Origin of the sequence: Microbacterium sp. CFBP 8801, assembly GCF_014839455.1 — a bacterium.
Lineage (GTDB): Bacteria > Actinomycetota > Actinomycetes > Actinomycetales > Microbacteriaceae > Microbacterium.
This window is the reverse complement of sequence record NZ_JACYNU010000020.1, coordinates 1-15,321: the sequence shown is the minus strand read 5'-3', so window position 1 is coordinate 15,321 and position 15,321 is coordinate 1. Positions and strand designations below refer to the sequence as shown.

The window sequence follows — 15,321 nt, the reverse complement described above, 5'->3', positions numbered from 1 at the left end:
CTGCGATGCCCGACGACGAACTGCACCCGCACGACGCCCGCATCATCGAGCTGCTCTCGGTCGACGCGCGCATGACCAACGCGGCACTGGCCGAGGCGCTGGGGGTCGCCCCCTCGACCGCGCACTCGCGCCTGCGCTCGCTCGTCGACCGCGGCCTCGTCACCGGGTTCCACGCCGCCGTCGATCAGCGTCGCCTCGGCCGCGGGCTGCAAGCGATCGTCGGTGTGACGTTGCGGCCCGGGCAGCGGCAGGAGAGCATCCACGCCTTCGCGCAGGAAGTGCGCCGGCATCCCGACGTCATCCAGCTGTTCTTCCTGGGCGGCGCCGACGACTTCCTCGTGCACATCGCCGTCGACGACTCCTCGGCCGTGCGACGCTTCGTCGTCGATCACCTCTCGGCGCGGCACAGCGTGGCATCCACGCGCACGAGCATCATCTTCGAGTACCACCGCAACGCCGTGGCGGCCGATTTCGACTGATCCGCCGTGCGGGGATGTCGAGTTCCCCTCTCATGTTCCACGACCGGCGTCAACACCCATCCCCGCTTCACGGCGCGTGCGGCGCGGCGGCATGATGGGGCGCGGGGGTGCCATGCTGCTGTCGATCGGGGTGCTCGTGATGTGCGCCGGCCTGGCCGCCGGCATCATCGTCATCGTGCTGCCGCGCGTGGGAAGCCCCACCCCTCTCGGCGTCTTCCTGCGACTGTCATCGGTGGCGGGCGCCATGTCGGTGGGCGCGGGAACCCTGTACGTGGTCCGCTTCAACGGCGGTGGAGCGGTGTCACAGGTGATGGCCGACACCGCCATGGTGCTCGGCCCGGCGACGATGTGCCTCGCGGTGTCGGCGCCCCGCGGGCGGCGCCTGCGCGCGGCCGTGGCTTTCGTGCTGGTCGTCGGGGCGGGGGTCGCGGCGAGCTCCGCGCTGCTTCCGCACGGCGGCGCGCTCGTGGTCAAGGCGGCCGCTCTCGCCCTCAGCTGCACGGTCTGCGCGCTGCTCACCGTGCGCAACCGCGCGCTCCCCCGAAGCTCTCGACGAGTGCTGCTCGTGACGACGGCCGCTTACGCCCTCTACTCGGCGGGTCGGGCGGTGACGGCGCTGCCCGGTCTGGGATCCCCCGCCGCCGACCTCGTCTTCTCGCCCGCGGGGATCGTCGTCGCAGCCATCACGGCGATGATGCTGACGGGACTCTCGGTCGCCCTCGTGGGGCGCCCGGCGACCGTCGGAACCTACGCCGATCGCCGGCCCCGCACCGCCGTGGTGATCGGCGACTGGAAGCTCGCGACCGCGGCGTACGGAAGAGACCGCGTGCTCGCCCTGCTGCTGGACCTGCGCTTGGCCGCCCGCGAGGTCGACCCCTCGGCCGTCGACGCGATGCACGGCGTCGAAGTCGCGCACCCCTCGGCCGTCTCGACGCTCAGCGCGCGCATGCGCGACTCCCACGGCTGGAAACCCGAAGAGGTCGCGCTGCTCACCACCGCCGCTCCGCGTTCGCTCCGCCGCAGCGATCGGGAGCTGCCGCCGTCGGTGACTCCGCTCGCCGGCGGGGAGGTCGTCGACGGGGACGGCGCCGCGCTCCCCGGGGTCGACGCGCGGTGACCGTGCGGGGTCAGCGCACCGCCGCCGCGATCGCGGCGATGTCGACCGGCATCGAGCGGCAGCAGCCTCCCACGATGCGCGCTCCCGCGGCGACCCACGCGGGTACGCCTTCGGCCAGCGGGGCGGTGCCGCCGTGCCAGGTGCGGGTCTCGGCATCCCACCGCTCCCCCGTGTTCGGGTAGGCGACGAGCGCCATGCCGGGCGCCTCGGCCAGCGCGGGCAGCACCGTGTCGGGCGCGCAGCAATTCACGCCGACGGCGAGGACACCGGGAACGGATGCCGCGAGGCGCAGCGCCGCGGCCCGAGAGCCGGGAACGGCGAAACCGGTGCTGTCGGCCGAGAGGCTCACCACCGCGGGGACTCCGAGGTCGGCGAGCTCGAGCGCCACCGCCTCGAGCTCGAGGGGAGAGGGGATCGTCTCGACCGCGAGCACATCGGCCCCGGCGTCGGCCAGCACGTGCAGGCGCCGTCGATGCGCGCGACGCATCTCGTCGAGCGACAGGCCGTACTCTCCCGTGTACTCGCTGCCGTCGGCACGCAGCGCTCCGACCGGACCCACGGATGCCGCGACCACGACGTCGTCGGCTTCTCGCGCGAGCGACACCGAACGTCGCAGGAGCGTCTCGACCTCGGCATCGGGGATCTCGCCGCCGAACCCCACCTGGTACGACGCCGTGATCACGATCTCGGCGCCCGCGGTGGCGAACTGCGCGTGCGCCGCGCGGATCTCGTCGGGGGCGTCACGCAGCACCTGCGCCGACCAGAGGGCCGACGACACGTCATTGCCGCGGGCCTCGAGCAGGGTGCCGAGGCCGCCGTCGAGCACGACGGGACGCTGCCGCAGGGTCGCGGCGAGGTCGATCACGCCTCGTGCGTCTCGCCCGCAGCGAGCACGCGCAGGGCGCTGGCGAGCAGGGCCTGGTCGCCGCGGCTGACATCGCGCAGGGCCTCGCCCTCAAGACGGACGAGCTCGGTCATCGCGGCGTCGACGCGCTCGATGCCCTCGGGAGTGATCGCGACGAGGATCGCGCGGCCGTCGGAGGGATTGGGGCGCCGGTGGACGAGAGCGCGCTCGGCGAGCTTGTCCAGACGATTGGTCATGGCGGCGCTGCCGATCATCGTGGCGGTGATCAGGCGCGTCGCGCTCAGCTCGGTGCCCGCGCGGCGGAGCACGGCCAGCACATCGAACTCCCACACGGCGATGCCGGCGCTGGCGAACGCCTTCGCGCGCAGCTTCGACAGGTGGAACGCCGCACGGCGCAGGCGCGACATGACGTCGAGCGGGGTGAGGTCGACCTCGGGCAGCAGCTGCGACCAGGCGTCGATGAGCAGGTCGACCTCGTCGTCTTTGCTGCTGGCGGTAGTCACACCTCGACGGTACCGGAGCCGCGAGGGGATGCGGCGCGCGGCGGGGGCGTGTGCGGGGCTTTGGGAGGTGCGCCGGCCCTAGGGGCGCGGCGCCCTACGTCGGCCGGAGGGCGTCGAGTGTCCGAGACGCGCCGCGCGACGAGGGGCACGACCGGCGTGTCTCGGACACTCGACCTGGGGGAAACGCCGAGGAGGCGCAGCGGTCAGCGACGCCCGGCGGGCACCGGCGCGTCGCGGCGGGCGGCGGCCTCGAGGCGCTCGCGGCGCGCATGGCGGGCGTGCTGCAGCACGCTCACCGTCACGATGATCGCGAGCAGCGCGTACAGCACGATGGTCAGCGGCGAGGCGACGAGGATCGTGGGGTCGCCCTCCGACACGGCGAGCGCCCGGCGCAGCTGCGTCTCGGCCATGGGTCCGAGGATCGCGGCGATGAGCACCGGAGCGAGCGGGATCGAGAAGCGCCGCATGACGAACCCGACGACGCCGATCGCCAGCGCGAGCCACAGGTCTACCACGCGCGAGGCGATCGCGTAGACACCGAGCATCGCGACGACGGTGATGCCCGCGTACAGGTAGTGGCGCGGGATGAGCAGGAGCTTGGCCCAGACCGCCGCGAACGGCAGGTTGATGATCAGCAGGATGATCAGGCCCAGGAACAGGCTCGCCAGCAGCGGCCAGACGAGATCGCCGGAGCGTTCGAACAGCAGCGGGCCCGGCTGCATCCCGTACTGCTGGAACGCGGCGATCATCATCGCCGCCGTGGCCGAGGTGGGGAGGCCGAGTCCGAGCAGCGCGCCCATGGCGGAGCCGGCGGTGGCGTTGCCGGCAGCCTCGGGGGCGGCGACGCCCTGAATCGCTCCGCGCGAGCCGAAATCGGTGTCACCGCGGCGGCGGGCGAGGCGCTTCTCGGTGCCGTAGGCCAGGAACGTCGGTACCTCCGACCCGCCGACCGGGATCGCCCCGAACGGAACGCCGAACGCCGTGCCCCGCAGGAACGCGGGCAGGGCCTGACGCCATTCGCTCCGTGACAGCAGCGGCGAGCCGCTGGGTGTGACGAGCTTGCCCGGTCCGCCCGCGCGGCGGATGTGCGACGACACGTGCAGCACCTCGCCGATGGCGAGCAGACCGACCGTGATCACGATGATCGAGATCCCGTCGAAGAACACGGGGCTGCCGCCGGTGAAGCGTTCGGCTCCCGTCATCCCGTCGATACCGACCAGCGCCAGGGCGAAGCCGAGCCCCAGGGCGACGAGACCGCGCACGATCGAGTCGGCCACGACGGCCGAGATCGCCACGAACGCGAAGACGGCGAGCGCGAAGTACTCCGCGGGGCCGAAGACCTTGGCGAGTTCGACGATGTACGGGGCGAAGAACACCACCAGCACGCACGCGATCGTGCCGCCGATGAAGGCGCCGATGGCCGACGTGCCGAGCGCCTTCGCCGCCCTGCCGCTCTTGGCCATCCGATGACCCTCGAACGTCGTCGCGATCGCCGAGGAGTTGCCGGGGGTGTTGAGCAGGATGCCGGCGGTCGAGTCTCCGAAGAGCCCCCCGAAGTAGATGCTCGCGAACATGATGAACGCGCCGGTGGGGTCGAGGCTGAAGGTGACCGGCAGCAGCAGCGCGACCGCCATGGCCGAGCCGAGGCCCGGGAGCACGCCCACGGCGGTGCCGAGCACGGCGCCGATGACGAGGAAGAGCAGGTTCTGCGGCGTGAAGGCGACCGCGAATCCATCGGCGAGGTTGATCAGCTGATCCACGGCGAGAGTCCTTCCAGGATGCCGGCGGGAAGCGACAGGCCCAGGCCCGCGCCGAACGCGAGCTGGACGAGAGACGACACGATCACCGAAACGCCGACGTCGAGAAGGGGCCGGCGACTGCCGAACGCCCACGAGAGCACCCAGAACAGGGCCGCGGCCGAGAGGAGCCAGCCGAGCACCGGCAGCACCACGATGAACGCGGCCAGGCTGACGACGGTGATCCCGAGCGTCCGCCAGTCGACGCGTGCCGGCGCCGACGACGAGGCGACGTCTTCGGGTGAGACGACACGGATCTCGCCGGTCTCGTCGATCGCGCCGAGGTCCTCGAGCATCTCGTTCGAGATCTCGACGGGGTCGTCGGCGACGTGGGAGCGGCGGGTCGTGCGGAGCACCTCGACGAGCAGGCCGACACCGGCGAGCCAGAGGAAACCGCTGACGAGCATCGGGAAGAACTGGGGACCGGGGACGGCGACGTCGGCGGGCACCTGCATGGTGACCGTGCCGTGGGTCATGAACCCGGCGAGGACGAAGACTCCCGCGACGACCACCAGCTCGCTGCGGCCGGTGTACCAGCGGGGCGTGCGCTGCACGCGCAGCGATCCCGTGGTGAGGGTGGACGGTTCGGTCACAGACCCAGCTCCTTCATGATCGCGGTCGTGCGTTCGGTCTCGTCCGCCAGGTATGCGGCGAACTCCTCGCCGGCGAGGAAGCTGTCGACCCAGCTGTTGCGGGCGAGCACCTCTTGCCAGGCGTCGGTCTCGCGCATCTCGGATGCCATGGCCACCAGTTCCGCGTGCACCTCGTCGTCGATGCCGGGCGGCGCCACGAGCCCGCGCCAGTTCGACATGGCGACATCGACCCCCTGCTCGCGGAAGGTGGGCACGTCGACGTCGTCGAGCGGCTCCTCGGCCGACAGCGCGAGGGCGCGGAGATTGCCCGACTCGATCTGGTCGCGGAACTCGTTGTACCCCGAGAGCCCCGCCTGCGTGGTGTGGGACAGCAGCGAGGTGACGACCTCGCCACCGCCGGGGTACGCGAGGTAGTTCACGCGCTGCGGATCGATGCCTCCCTGCTGGGCCAGCATGCCGGCGAGCAGGTGGTCGATGCCGCCGAGCGACCCGCCCGCGATGGCGGTGCCCTCAGGGTCGGCGAGGAACGCGGCCATGAAGTCGTCGAGGGTCTGGAAGGGCGAGTCGCCGGGCACGACGAGCACGTTGAAGTCGTCGGCGAGGCGCGCGATGGGCCGCACGTCCTCGAGGCTCACGGGCGAGCGGTTGACGATCACGCCGCCCACCATGACGCCGCCGGTGACGAGCATGATGTCGTGCCGATCGCCCATCTCGGCGACCGCGCCGAGGCCGATGGTGCCGGCGGCTCCCGGGATGTTCATCACCTGCACGGCGCCGGCGATGCCCTCTTCGCGCATGACCTGCTGGGCCTCGCGGCCGAAGGTGTCCCACCCGCCGCCGGGGGCGGCCGGGGCCACGATGGTGAGCTTCGTGCGGGGGTTCGCCACCCCGCCGCTCGCTGCCGCGCTCAGACCCGCCGTCACGAACAGGGCGGCGGCGACGACGCCCACGATCGCTCCGGTGATCCGCTTTCGCGCTGATGACTGCATCGTCGCCCTCCCGGGACATCGTCGTTGCCGGATGAGAAGCTAGGTTGACAGCGCCGTCCCCCCTGCGGCGCCGTGCGAAGGCATTGCGCTCTTAGATGCTCACAATTCGCACTCACCCGCGATGCGCACGAGGAGGTGCCCATGTCGACCACCCCCGTCGACCGCGCGGCCGACCGTGCGCCGGTGCGCGTGCGCCTCGCCGTGCTGCTCGCCCTGCAGTGCACCGTCGTGCTGGTGTGCGTGCTCGCCACGACCCTCGTCGCCATGTCGACGCAGGAGCGCAGCATCCGCACCGCGACCGAGGAGCGCGTTCTCGACGTCGCTCGGAGCCTCGCCGAGCTCGATCAGGTGCGGCGTGCCGTGCTGCTCGACGCCGACGCCGCCACCGCGGAGCTCCAGCCCCTCGCCGACGTCGTCGCCGCGGCATCCGGGGTGGATTACGTCGTGGTGACCGATGCCCGCGGCATCCGTCTCACCCACCCCAACCCGGCGGAGCGCGGGCGCAGCGTGTCGACGGATGCGACGGCGGTGCTGGCCGGCGAGACGTTCCTCGGCACCGAGACCGGCACGATCGGCCCGAGCCTGCGCGCCAAGGTGCCCGTGCGGGCCGGTGATGCGGAGACGGGGGCGGTCATCGGCACGGCCTCCGTCGGCGTGCTGGAGTCCGAGATCGCGGGCAGCTACGAGGAAGCCGTCGGCGGGTTGCTGCCCTGGGTCGCCGGGTCGATCGTGCTCGGCGTCGTACTGAGCGGGCTGCTGACGGCGGCACTGCGTCGACGCGTGCGACGACTCGAAGCCGACGCGCGCGAACTCGAGACCCAGCGCCGCATCTCGGGCGCCCTGCGCGACCAGACGCACGAGTTCCACACGCGGCTGCACGTCATCCGCGGGCTCGTCGCCGAGGGCGAGACCGTCGACGCGCTGACCTACATCGGAGGGCTGGCGCCCGTGGCGTCCGGTCTCTCGATCGACGACCCGGCGCTGCGCGCCCTGCTCGACGGGCTGGCGGCCGAGCACCGGGGCCTGCGGGTCGATCCGGCGAGCCTCGTGCCGCGCGGAGTCGTCGACGACGACGCGCTGAGCGTCATCGGCAACCTCGTGCGAAACGCCGCCGAAGCGGCCGGTCCCGGCGGACGCGTCGACCTGCTCGTGCTCGCCGGCGACGAACGGCTCACGATCGACGTCGCCGACGACGGCCCCGGCGTGCCGCCCGCCGACGTCGCCCGCATCTTCGACCGCGGCGTCAGTTCGAAGGCTCCCTCGGGCCGCGGCGTCGGCCTGGACCTCGTGCGCCGCATCGCGGGAGCGCGCGGCGGTTCGATCACCGTCGGCGCGGCGGCCGCGGGCGGGGCGCGCTTCACGGTGGAGCTGCCGCACGCGGGGGTGCGGGCATGACCCCGGATGCCGCGATCCGCACCGTGATCGTCGATGACGACCCCGCGGTGGTGCGGCTGCACACCGCCTATCTCGAGTCGCTGCCCGGGTTCCGGCTCGTCGGGACGGCGCGGACGGGGGCCGCGGGGGCGGCGCTGGCGACGGGCACCGACATCGAGCTCGTGCTGCTCGACATGAATCTGCCCGACTTCAGCGGCGTCGAGGTGCTGCACCGACTGCGGCTCGTGCGGGAGTGGAACGTCGACGTGCTCGTCATCAGTTCAGCCCGTGACACCCTGACGATCCGGCAGGCCGCGGCCGCCCACGTCGTGGGGTATCTCGCGAAGCCCTTCACGCGCGAGGCGTTCGTGCGCCGGCTCGAGGAATACCGCCGCGGTCGCGCCGCCCGCCCCGCCGAGGTGCCGGTGAGCATGGGGCAGGGCGACATCGACCGACTGGTGGGTCCGGCGACCGCTCCGGTGCGTGCGCTGTCGGCATCCGAGCCCCTCCTCCCCAAGGGCCTCGCGGAATCGACCCTGCACACCATCCGCGCGGCGCTGCACCCGGTGACGCCGGCGAGCGCCCGCGACGTCGCCGCCGCGTCGGGCGCCTCGCGTGCGACCGTGCGCCGGTACCTCGACGCCCTCGTGGCTCGCGGCGAGGTCGATGTCTCGCACCGCTTCGGCGCGCGCGGACGACCCGAGGTGCTGTACCGGCTGGCGGCGCGCTGACGCGGGGGTTCGAGTGCGCGGCGCCACCGGAGCTCGGCGCCGCGCGCGGTGTCAGCCCGCCCGCGGCGGCGCCGTCGTGCCACGCGCGACCAGGCGCGTCGGCAGCTGGATGTGCGTCTCGGGCAATTCCTCGCCGGCGAGCAGGGCCAGCACCATCCGCACCGCCTCGGCGCCGAGGCGCTTCATCGGCTGGCGCACGGTCGTGAGCGCCGGTTGGGCGCGGGCGGCCTCGGGCACGTCGTCGAACCCGACGACCGAGAGGTCTTCGGGCACCCGCAACCCGCGGTCGGCGGCCACGTCGATGATCGACAGGGCCGACAGGTCGTTCGCAGCGAACACCGCGGTGGGCGGGTCGTCGAGCGACAGCATGGCCTCGGCCGCTTCGCGCGCGACGTCTTGGGCGTAGCGCCCCACGCCGACGAGGGCGGGATCGAAGGGGATGCCGGCCGCCGACAACCCCGCGCGGTACCCCGACGCGCGGGCGACCGCCGAACGCAGATCCGGGCGCCCCGCGATGAAGCCGATGCGACGGTGGCCGAGCTGCACGAGGTAGTGCACCGCCTGCTGCGCACCGGTGAAGCTGTCGGATTCGACGGTCGGTACGACCCCGCGGCCGGTGTGCGGGTCGATCGCGACGATCGGCACCTCGCTCGCGACCGTGACGATGGTCGGCGTGACGATGATCGCGGCGTCGATGAGCGTGCCGCTCAGACGGCTGAGCGAGCGGCGCTCCCACCCCTCGCCGTCGCGGCGCGCGCCGGTGTAGGCGAGCAGGTCGTATCCGGTGTCGGACAGGGCCCCGCCGACGCCCTTGAGGATCTCGGCCGAGAAGGGCTCGATGTCGGCGACGAGCACGCCGATGACCCCCGTGCGGCGCGAGCGCATGCTGCTCGCGACGAGGCTCGATTCGTAGCCGAGGGTTTTCACAGCGTCCAATACCCGGCTCACCGTCGTGGGCGAAACCCCGTAGCGGCCGTTCACGGCTTTCGACACCGTGGCGACCGAGACGCCGGCCGCCGCGGCGACGTCGTGGATGGTCGGGCGCCTCGTCATGGCATCCGACCCTAGCGTGGAAATCATTTTCGAAAACGTTTCACGACCCTTCCGCACGGGGCGACACTGCTCAGACCCGGGGCGCAGCAACACCCCGGGAAACGGCAACGCTGCCCATGACAACCGACGCCTCCTCACGGACGCACCTCGACGAAGAGAAACGGGAATCACATGAACACGCGCAAGATCCTCGCCGGAGCGGCCCTCGCCGTCGCCGGCACCCTGGCCCTCGGCGGCTGCGCCGGCGGCGGCGGCGCAGAGAACGCCGACGGCTCGGTCACCCTGACCCTGTGGCACAACTCCACCACAGGCGACGGGAAGCAGTACTGGGAAGACACCGCCAGCGCCTTCGAGGCAGCCAACCCCGGCGTCACGGTCGAGATCCAGGCCGTGCAGAACGAGGAGATGGACGGAAAGCTCCAGACCGCCCTCAACTCCGGCGACGCCCCCGACCTGTTCATGGCCCGCGGCGGCGGCAAGCTCGCCGACATCGTCACGGCGGGTCAGGCGATGGACCTCACCGACAAGATCTCGGCGGAGGCCAAGACCGCCCTCGGCACCTCGCTCGACGCCTTCGAGGTCGACGGCAAGAACTACGGCATGCCCGTCGCCGTGCTCCCCTCCGGCATCTTCACCGCGCAGGACCTGCTGAGCGCGGCAGGCGTCACCGAGGCCCCGGCCACGATCGAGGACCTCGAGGCCGCCGACGCGAAGATCCGCGCCACCGGCGTCGCCCCCATCGCGGTCGGCGCGAAAGACGCCTGGCCCGCCGCGCACTGGTACTACAACTTCGCCCTGCGCGCCTGCGCCAAGGACGTGCTCGACGAGGCCGCGCAGAGCCGGAGCTTCGACGACCCGTGCTGGCTCGAAGCCGGCGAGAACCTGCAGTCGTTCCTGCAGACGCAGCCGTTCAACGACGGCTTCCTCACCACCGCCGCCCAGCAGGGCGCGGGATCGTCGGCGGGCCTGCTCGCCAACCACCAGGCCGCCATGGAGCTCATGGGCGCGTGGAACCCCGGCGTGATCGCCTCGCTGACCCCCGACGAGAAGCCGCTCGCCGACCTCGGCTGGTTCCCGTTCCCCGAGGTCGCCGGTGGCGACGGTGAGCCCGGCGCGATCATGGGCGGCGTCGACGGGTACTCGTGCTGGGTCAACGCTCCCGCGCAGTGCACCGACTTCCTGAACTTCCTCGTCAACAAGGAGAACCAGGAGAGCTACGCCGACGCCTTCCAGACCATCCCCGCCTCGAGCGAGGCGACGGAGGCCGTCACGACCCCCGCCCTGCAGTCGGCGCTCCAGGCCTACACCGACGCCCCGTACGTCTCGGTCTGGCTCGACACCCTGTACGGCCAGAACGTCGGAAATGCGCTGAACGTCGCGGTGGTCGACTTGTTCGCCGGCAAGGGCAGCCCGCAGGGCATCGTCGACGCCGTCAACGCCGCGGCCTCACGCTGAGGACGACGGCCATGACCACCCAGCTCGCCACCTCGGCGACCAACGCCGGGTCTCGCCGCCCGGCCGGGGAGGGCGCTCACCGCGTCCCCTCGGCCGGGCGGCCGCCCGCGCGGCGCCGACTCGAGAATTGGCGCATCCGCGGCGAACTCGCGATCCTCCTGGGCCCCGCCCTCGTGGTCTTCGTGTCGTTCGTCATCCTGCCCGTGGCCCTGGCCGCCTATTACGGCTTCTACAAATGGTCGGGCTTCGGCACCCCCGTCGACTTCGTCGGCATCCGGAACTACGTCACGATCCTCACCGACCCCGCCTTCCACGAGGCGCTCGGTCACAACGCGTTCATCGTCGTCGGCTCGCTGGTGCTGCAGGGACCGCTCGCGCTCGGCCTGGCCCTGCTGCTGAACCGCAAGATGCGCGGCCAGTCGCTCATCCGCGTGCTGATCTTCGTCCCGTACGTCATCTCCGAGGTCGTCGTCGGCCTCGGGTGGGGCCTCATGCTGCAGTCGGGCGGCGCGCTCAACGGGGCGCTGGACAAGATCGGCCTCGGCGCCCTCCGCGCCGACTGGATCTCGGATCCGGCGCTCGCGATCTGGACGCTGCTCATCATCATCACGTGGAAGTACATCGGCTTCGCGGTGATCCTCTTCCTCGCCGGGCTCCAGGGCATTCCCGAGGAGCTCAGCGAGGCCGCCGCCATCGACGGCGCCTCGTACTGGCAGATCCAGCGCTACATCGTGCTGCCCCTCATGGGCCCGACCATCCGCATCTGGGCGTTCCTGTCGATCATCGGCTCGCTGCAGCTGTTCGACCTCGTCTGGATCATCTGGGGCCAGTACGTCGCCTCGACAGCGGGCACCTCGACCATGGCCACGTACATGGTCGCCAACGGCCGCAACGCCGGCAGCTTCGGGTACGGCAGCGCCGTGGCCGTGGTGATGTTCCTCATCTCGCTCGCGGTCGCCCTCATCTACCAGCGCTTCGTGCTCCGTCGTGACACGGCCGGCGCCCTCACCGGAGGCACCAAGTGACCGCCACCGCCACCCTCGTCACCCCGCGCGGAAGCAGGACCCCGCGTCGAGCCCCCGTCGGATCGAGCCGCGGCACCTCGGTGATCGTCGGGTTCGTCGCCCTGCTGCTGATCGGCATGATGCTCGCGCCCGTGGTGTTCATCATCCTGGGCGGGTTCCGCTCGAACGCCGAGATCACGGTCGACCCCTCGGGCTTTCCCACCCGATGGAACTGGGAGAACTACTCCGACGTCCTCACCAGCGGCATCTTCTGGGGGCAGGTCGGCAACTCCGCCATCGCCGCGATCGCGACGACGCTGTTCGTCGTGGCCCTCGGCCTGATGGCGGCCTACGCCCTCGCCCGTTACCGCTTCCGCGGGCGCGGGGCCGTCTACGCCCTCTTCACCGCCGGGCTCATGTTCCCGATGACCGTCGCCATCACGCCCCTGTACATCCTGGTGCGCAACCTCGGCCTGATGAACTCCCTCGCGGGCGTCATCGTGCCGCAGATCGCCTTCGCGCTGCCGTTGACGATCATCATCCTGTCGCCCTTCCTCGCCGCGATCCCCGCCGAACTGCAGGAGGCCTCCTCGATCGACGGCCTCGGCCGCCTGGGCTTCTTCTGGCGCATGGTGCTGCCGCTCGCGGTCCCCGCGGTGGTGACGGTCGGCATCCTGGCGTTCGTCAACAGCTGGAACTCGTACATGCTTCCGCTGTTCATCCTCAACAACGAGGCCGCGTACACGCTGCCCCTCGGCACGCAGGCCTTCGCCTCGCAGTACTCCGTCGACACCGCGCGCGTGCTCGCGTTCACCTCGCTGTCGATGATCCCCGCTCTGCTGTTCTTCAGCGTGTTCGAGCGACGGATCGTCGGCGGTCTCACCGGCGCCGTGAAGGGCTGACCCCGCCATGACCATCCACAACACCGACGTCGGCGCTGCCCTGGCGGCGGGCTTCTCGCCCCGGGTGCAGGCTCTCGTGGCCGACATGACCCTCGACGAGAAGCTCGCGCAGCTCGTGGGCTACTGGGTAGACCAGGGCGACGAGGTCGTCGCCCCCCTCTCGGGCGAGAAGGTCACCTCGGCCGCGTACACCGACGCCACCGTGCACGGCCTCGGCCACCTCACCCGCGTGTACGGCACCCGGCCGGTCGATCCGATCGAACGCGCCGCCTGGTTGTGGGGCGAGCAGCGGCGACTGAGAACCGAGACGCGCCTGGGCATTCCCGCCCTGGTGCACGAGGAATGCCTGACGGGCTTCGCGGCCTGGCAGGCGGCGACCTTCCCGACCCCGCTCGCCTGGGGCGCGTCGTTCGATCCGGATGCCGTGGAGCTCATGGCATCCGCCATCGGTCGCTCGATGCGCGAACTCGGGGTGCACCAGGGCCTCGCGCCCGTGCTCGACGTGGTGCGCGACGCCCGCTGGGGCCGCGTCGACGAGTGCATCGCCGAAGACCCCTACGTCGTCGGCACGATCGGCACCGCGTACGTCCGGGGCCTGCAGGGCGCGGGCGTGCACGCGACCCTCAAGCACTTCGTCGGCTACTCCGCCTCGCGCGCCGGTCGCAATCACGCGCCCGTGCACGCCGGTCAGCGCGAGCTGCAGGACGTCTTCCTTCCGCCGTTCGAGATGGCCGTGCGCGACGGCGGGGTGCGCTCGGTGATGAATTCGTACACCGAGATCGACGGGGTCCCCGTCGCCTCGTCACCCGAGCTGCTGACCGACCTCCTGCGCCGCCGGTGGGGTTTCGACGGCACCGTCGTCTCGGACTACTTCGCCGTCGAGTTCCTGCGCTCGATGCACGGTGTCGCCGGGTCGCTCGGCGAGGCGGCGCAGCTGGCGCTGGAGGCGGGGATCGACGTCGAGCTCCCGGGGCCCGACGCGTATCCGCACCTGGCCGAGCGCGTGGCATCCGGCGCCCTGCCCGAGGCCGTGATCGACCGCGCCGTCGCCCGCGTGCTCGCGGAGAAGGAAGACCTCGGGCTGTTGGATGCCGACTTCGACGACGTTCCGACCGCGGTCGACCTCGACGACACCGAGCACCGGGCGCTGGCCCGCCGCATCGCCGAGGAGTCGGTCGTGCTGCTGCGCAACGACGGCGTGCTGCCGCTCGCCACCCCCGGTCGCATCGCCCTGATCGGGCCGAACGCCGACAGCGCCGAGGCTCTGATGGGCTGCTACTCGTTCGCGAACCACGTGCTCGCGCATCACCCGGGCTTTCCGATGGGGTTCGAGATCCCCACCGTGCGCGAGGCCGTGGACGCGCGCTTCGGCGAGGTCGCGTACGCCGAGGGCTGCGCGGTCGAGGGCTCCGACACCTCGGGCTTCGACGCCGCCGCCGAGGTCGCACGCGGCGCCGACGTCGCGATCGTCGTGGTCGGCGACCGCGCCGGGCTCTTCGGCCGCGGCACGGTCGGCGAGGGCAACGACGCCGACTCGCTCGAGCTCCCCGGCGTGCAGCGGCAGCTCGTCGACGCCGTCGTCGCCACCGGCACCCCGGTCGTGCTCGTGCTGCTGACCGGCCGCCCCTACGCGATCGGGTGGGCGCTCGACACCGTCGACGGCCCCGCCGCGGTGCTGCAGGCGTTCTTCCCGGGCGAAGAGGGCGGCCCCGCGCTCGCCTCGATCCTGTCGGGGGATGCCACTCCCTCGGGGCGTCTGCCCGTCTCGCTCCCCCGCTCGGCGGGCTCTCAGCCCTACTCGTACCTGCACCCGGTCCTCGGCGGCCCCTCGGGCGTGACGAGCACCGACCCGACGCCCGTGCGACCGTTCGGTTTCGGGCTGTCGTACACGTCGTTCGAGCGCGACGAGTTGCGGGTCGACGGGGTCGACACGGCGCCGGCCGGGGTCACGGCATCCGGAACCGCCGCCGCCGAGGTGCGCGCGGGCGACGCGTTCCGCGTCAGCGCTCGGGTGACGAACACCGGGCGGGTGCGGGGGGCCGACGTCGTGCAGGTGTACGCGCATCGCGCCGTGGCCAGCGTCACCCGCCCCGTCGCGCAGCTCGTGGCCTACGCCCGCGTCGAGCTCGAACCCGGCGAGAGCGCTGAGGTGCGCTTCACCGTGCCCGCGTCGCGGCTGGCCTACAGCGACCGGGCGCTGCGCCGAGTGGTCGAGCCCGGCGAGGTCGAGCTGCGCCTGGGCCCGTCGTGCGTCGCGTTCGACGCCGTCGCTGCGCTGCGCATCACCGGCCCGACGTACGAGCTGAGCGTCGACGACGCCCGCGTGGTCGACGTGGAGGTGCGCCGGGGCTGACGGCGGCGCGGCGCCCTGGGTTGGTGTGGGGGCGTTGAGTGTCCAGGACACGCCACGCGACGAGGGGCGCGAGCGGCGTGTCTCGGACACTCAACAGGGGGGGCGGC

Annotated in this window: 14 protein-coding genes; 8 read left to right on the top strand and 6 right to left on the bottom strand. The window is 72.1% G+C overall.

The annotated features are described in order from the left end of the window. The first annotated feature begins 5 nt into the window (after nt 1-5). Together IFR11_RS14815 and IFR11_RS14810 are read left to right on the top strand one after the other, a co-directional pair. Nucleotides 6-479 carry an Lrp/AsnC family transcriptional regulator gene (locus IFR11_RS14815; protein WP_055939124.1) on the top strand — a complete coding sequence of 158 codons (474 nt, stop codon included), beginning with the start codon at nt 6-8 and terminating at the stop codon, nt 477-479. Nucleotides 480-591: 112 nt separating this feature from the next. Then, nucleotides 592-1,596, top strand: a complete 1,005-nt coding sequence (locus IFR11_RS14810; RefSeq protein ID WP_055839268.1) for a hypothetical protein — start codon at nt 592-594, stop codon at nt 1,594-1,596. A 10-nt stretch (nt 1,597-1,606) separates the two neighbouring features. Here the strand turns inward: IFR11_RS14810 and mmuM are convergent, their stop codons facing one another. The 5 genes from mmuM to IFR11_RS14785 all read right to left on the bottom strand — a co-directional run bounded on the left by mmuM (nt 1,607) and on the right by IFR11_RS14785 (nt 6,342). Next, a complete protein-coding gene (gene mmuM / locus IFR11_RS14805; protein WP_191916664.1) occupies nt 1,607-2,461 on the bottom strand; it encodes a homocysteine S-methyltransferase in 855 nt (284 codons plus the stop codon). After that, on the bottom strand, nt 2,458-2,964 hold the full coding sequence (locus tag IFR11_RS14800) for a MarR family winged helix-turn-helix transcriptional regulator (protein ID WP_055839275.1): 507 nt from the start codon (nt 2,962-2,964) through the stop codon (nt 2,458-2,460). The genes mmuM and IFR11_RS14800 overlap by 4 nt, the downstream gene beginning before the upstream one ends. A 203-nt stretch (nt 2,965-3,167) precedes the next feature. Continuing rightward, complete coding sequence (locus IFR11_RS14795; protein ID WP_055839278.1) at nt 3,168-4,724, bottom strand: tripartite tricarboxylate transporter permease; 1,557 nt, start codon at nt 4,722-4,724, stop codon at nt 3,168-3,170. Beyond that, entirely contained in the window at nt 4,712-5,353 is a 642-nt protein-coding gene (locus IFR11_RS14790; RefSeq protein ID WP_197979016.1) for a tripartite tricarboxylate transporter TctB family protein, read from the bottom strand. The genes IFR11_RS14795 and IFR11_RS14790 overlap by 13 nt, the downstream gene beginning before the upstream one ends. Next, nucleotides 5,350-6,342: a Bug family tripartite tricarboxylate transporter substrate binding protein gene (locus IFR11_RS14785; protein WP_055839284.1), complete on the bottom strand. Its 993-nt coding sequence runs from the start codon at nt 6,340-6,342 to the stop codon at nt 5,350-5,352. Before IFR11_RS14785 ends, IFR11_RS14790 begins: the two co-directional genes overlap by 4 nt. Nucleotides 6,343-6,483: 141 nt before the next feature. Between IFR11_RS14785 and IFR11_RS14780 the strand changes: the two genes are divergently transcribed. Continuing rightward, entirely contained in the window at nt 6,484-7,737 is a 1,254-nt protein-coding gene (locus IFR11_RS14780; RefSeq protein WP_191916663.1) for an ATP-binding protein, read from the top strand. After that, complete coding sequence (locus tag IFR11_RS14775) at nt 7,734-8,447, top strand: response regulator (protein ID WP_191916662.1); 714 nt, start codon at nt 7,734-7,736, stop codon at nt 8,445-8,447. Before IFR11_RS14780 ends, IFR11_RS14775 begins: the two co-directional genes overlap by 4 nt. A gap of 51 nt (nt 8,448-8,498) precedes the next feature. Here the strand turns inward: IFR11_RS14775 and IFR11_RS14770 are convergent, their stop codons facing one another. Then, a complete protein-coding gene (locus tag IFR11_RS14770; protein ID WP_055839293.1) occupies nt 8,499-9,500 on the bottom strand; it encodes a LacI family DNA-binding transcriptional regulator in 1,002 nt (333 codons plus the stop codon). Nucleotides 9,501-9,671: 171 nt separating this feature from the next. On the opposite strand from IFR11_RS14770, the gene IFR11_RS14765 reads away from it, so the two are divergent. From IFR11_RS14765 to IFR11_RS14750, 4 genes are read left to right on the top strand one after another with little or no spacing between them, the layout of a single operon-like run. Continuing rightward, nucleotides 9,672-10,955 (top strand): extracellular solute-binding protein, encoded by a 1,284-nt coding sequence (locus tag IFR11_RS14765; RefSeq protein ID WP_055839296.1) that lies wholly within the window; start codon nt 9,672-9,674, stop codon nt 10,953-10,955. Nucleotides 10,956-10,966: 11 nt separating this feature from the next. Further along, nucleotides 10,967-11,980 carry a carbohydrate ABC transporter permease gene (locus tag IFR11_RS14760; RefSeq protein WP_191916661.1) on the top strand — a complete coding sequence of 338 codons (1,014 nt, stop codon included), beginning with the start codon at nt 10,967-10,969 and terminating at the stop codon, nt 11,978-11,980. Then, nucleotides 11,977-12,861, top strand: a complete 885-nt coding sequence (locus IFR11_RS14755) for a carbohydrate ABC transporter permease (RefSeq protein WP_055839302.1) — start codon at nt 11,977-11,979, stop codon at nt 12,859-12,861. Before IFR11_RS14760 ends, IFR11_RS14755 begins: the two co-directional genes overlap by 4 nt. 7 nt (nt 12,862-12,868) lie before the next feature. Then, nucleotides 12,869-15,214 (top strand): beta-xylosidase/alpha-l-arabinosidase, encoded by a 2,346-nt coding sequence (locus IFR11_RS14750; protein WP_191916660.1) that lies wholly within the window; start codon nt 12,869-12,871, stop codon nt 15,212-15,214. The last annotated feature ends 107 nt before the right edge of the window (nt 15,215-15,321 follow it).

Bases quoted from the DNA above. Each gene is read 5' to 3' on its own strand.
- IFR11_RS14770 (WP_055839293.1), bottom strand. From the start codon at position 9,500: ATGACGAGGCGCCCGACCATCCACGACGTCGCCGCGGCGGCCGGCGTC.
- IFR11_RS14815 (WP_055939124.1), top strand. From the start codon at position 6: ATGCCCGACGACGAACTGCACCCGCACGACGCCCGCATCATCGAGCTG.
- IFR11_RS14785 (WP_055839284.1), bottom strand. From the start codon at position 6,342: ATGCAGTCATCAGCGCGAAAGCGGATCACCGGAGCGATCGTGGGCGTC.
- IFR11_RS14775 (WP_191916662.1), top strand. From the start codon at position 7,734: ATGACCCCGGATGCCGCGATCCGCACCGTGATCGTCGATGACGACCCC.
- IFR11_RS14780 (WP_191916663.1), top strand. From the start codon at position 6,484: ATGTCGACCACCCCCGTCGACCGCGCGGCCGACCGTGCGCCGGTGCGC.
- IFR11_RS14810 (WP_055839268.1), top strand. From the start codon at position 592: ATGCTGCTGTCGATCGGGGTGCTCGTGATGTGCGCCGGCCTGGCCGCC.
- IFR11_RS14750 (WP_191916660.1), top strand. From the start codon at position 12,869: ATGACCATCCACAACACCGACGTCGGCGCTGCCCTGGCGGCGGGCTTC.
- IFR11_RS14760 (WP_191916661.1), top strand. From the start codon at position 10,967: ATGACCACCCAGCTCGCCACCTCGGCGACCAACGCCGGGTCTCGCCGC.
- IFR11_RS14765 (WP_055839296.1), top strand. From the start codon at position 9,672: ATGAACACGCGCAAGATCCTCGCCGGAGCGGCCCTCGCCGTCGCCGGC.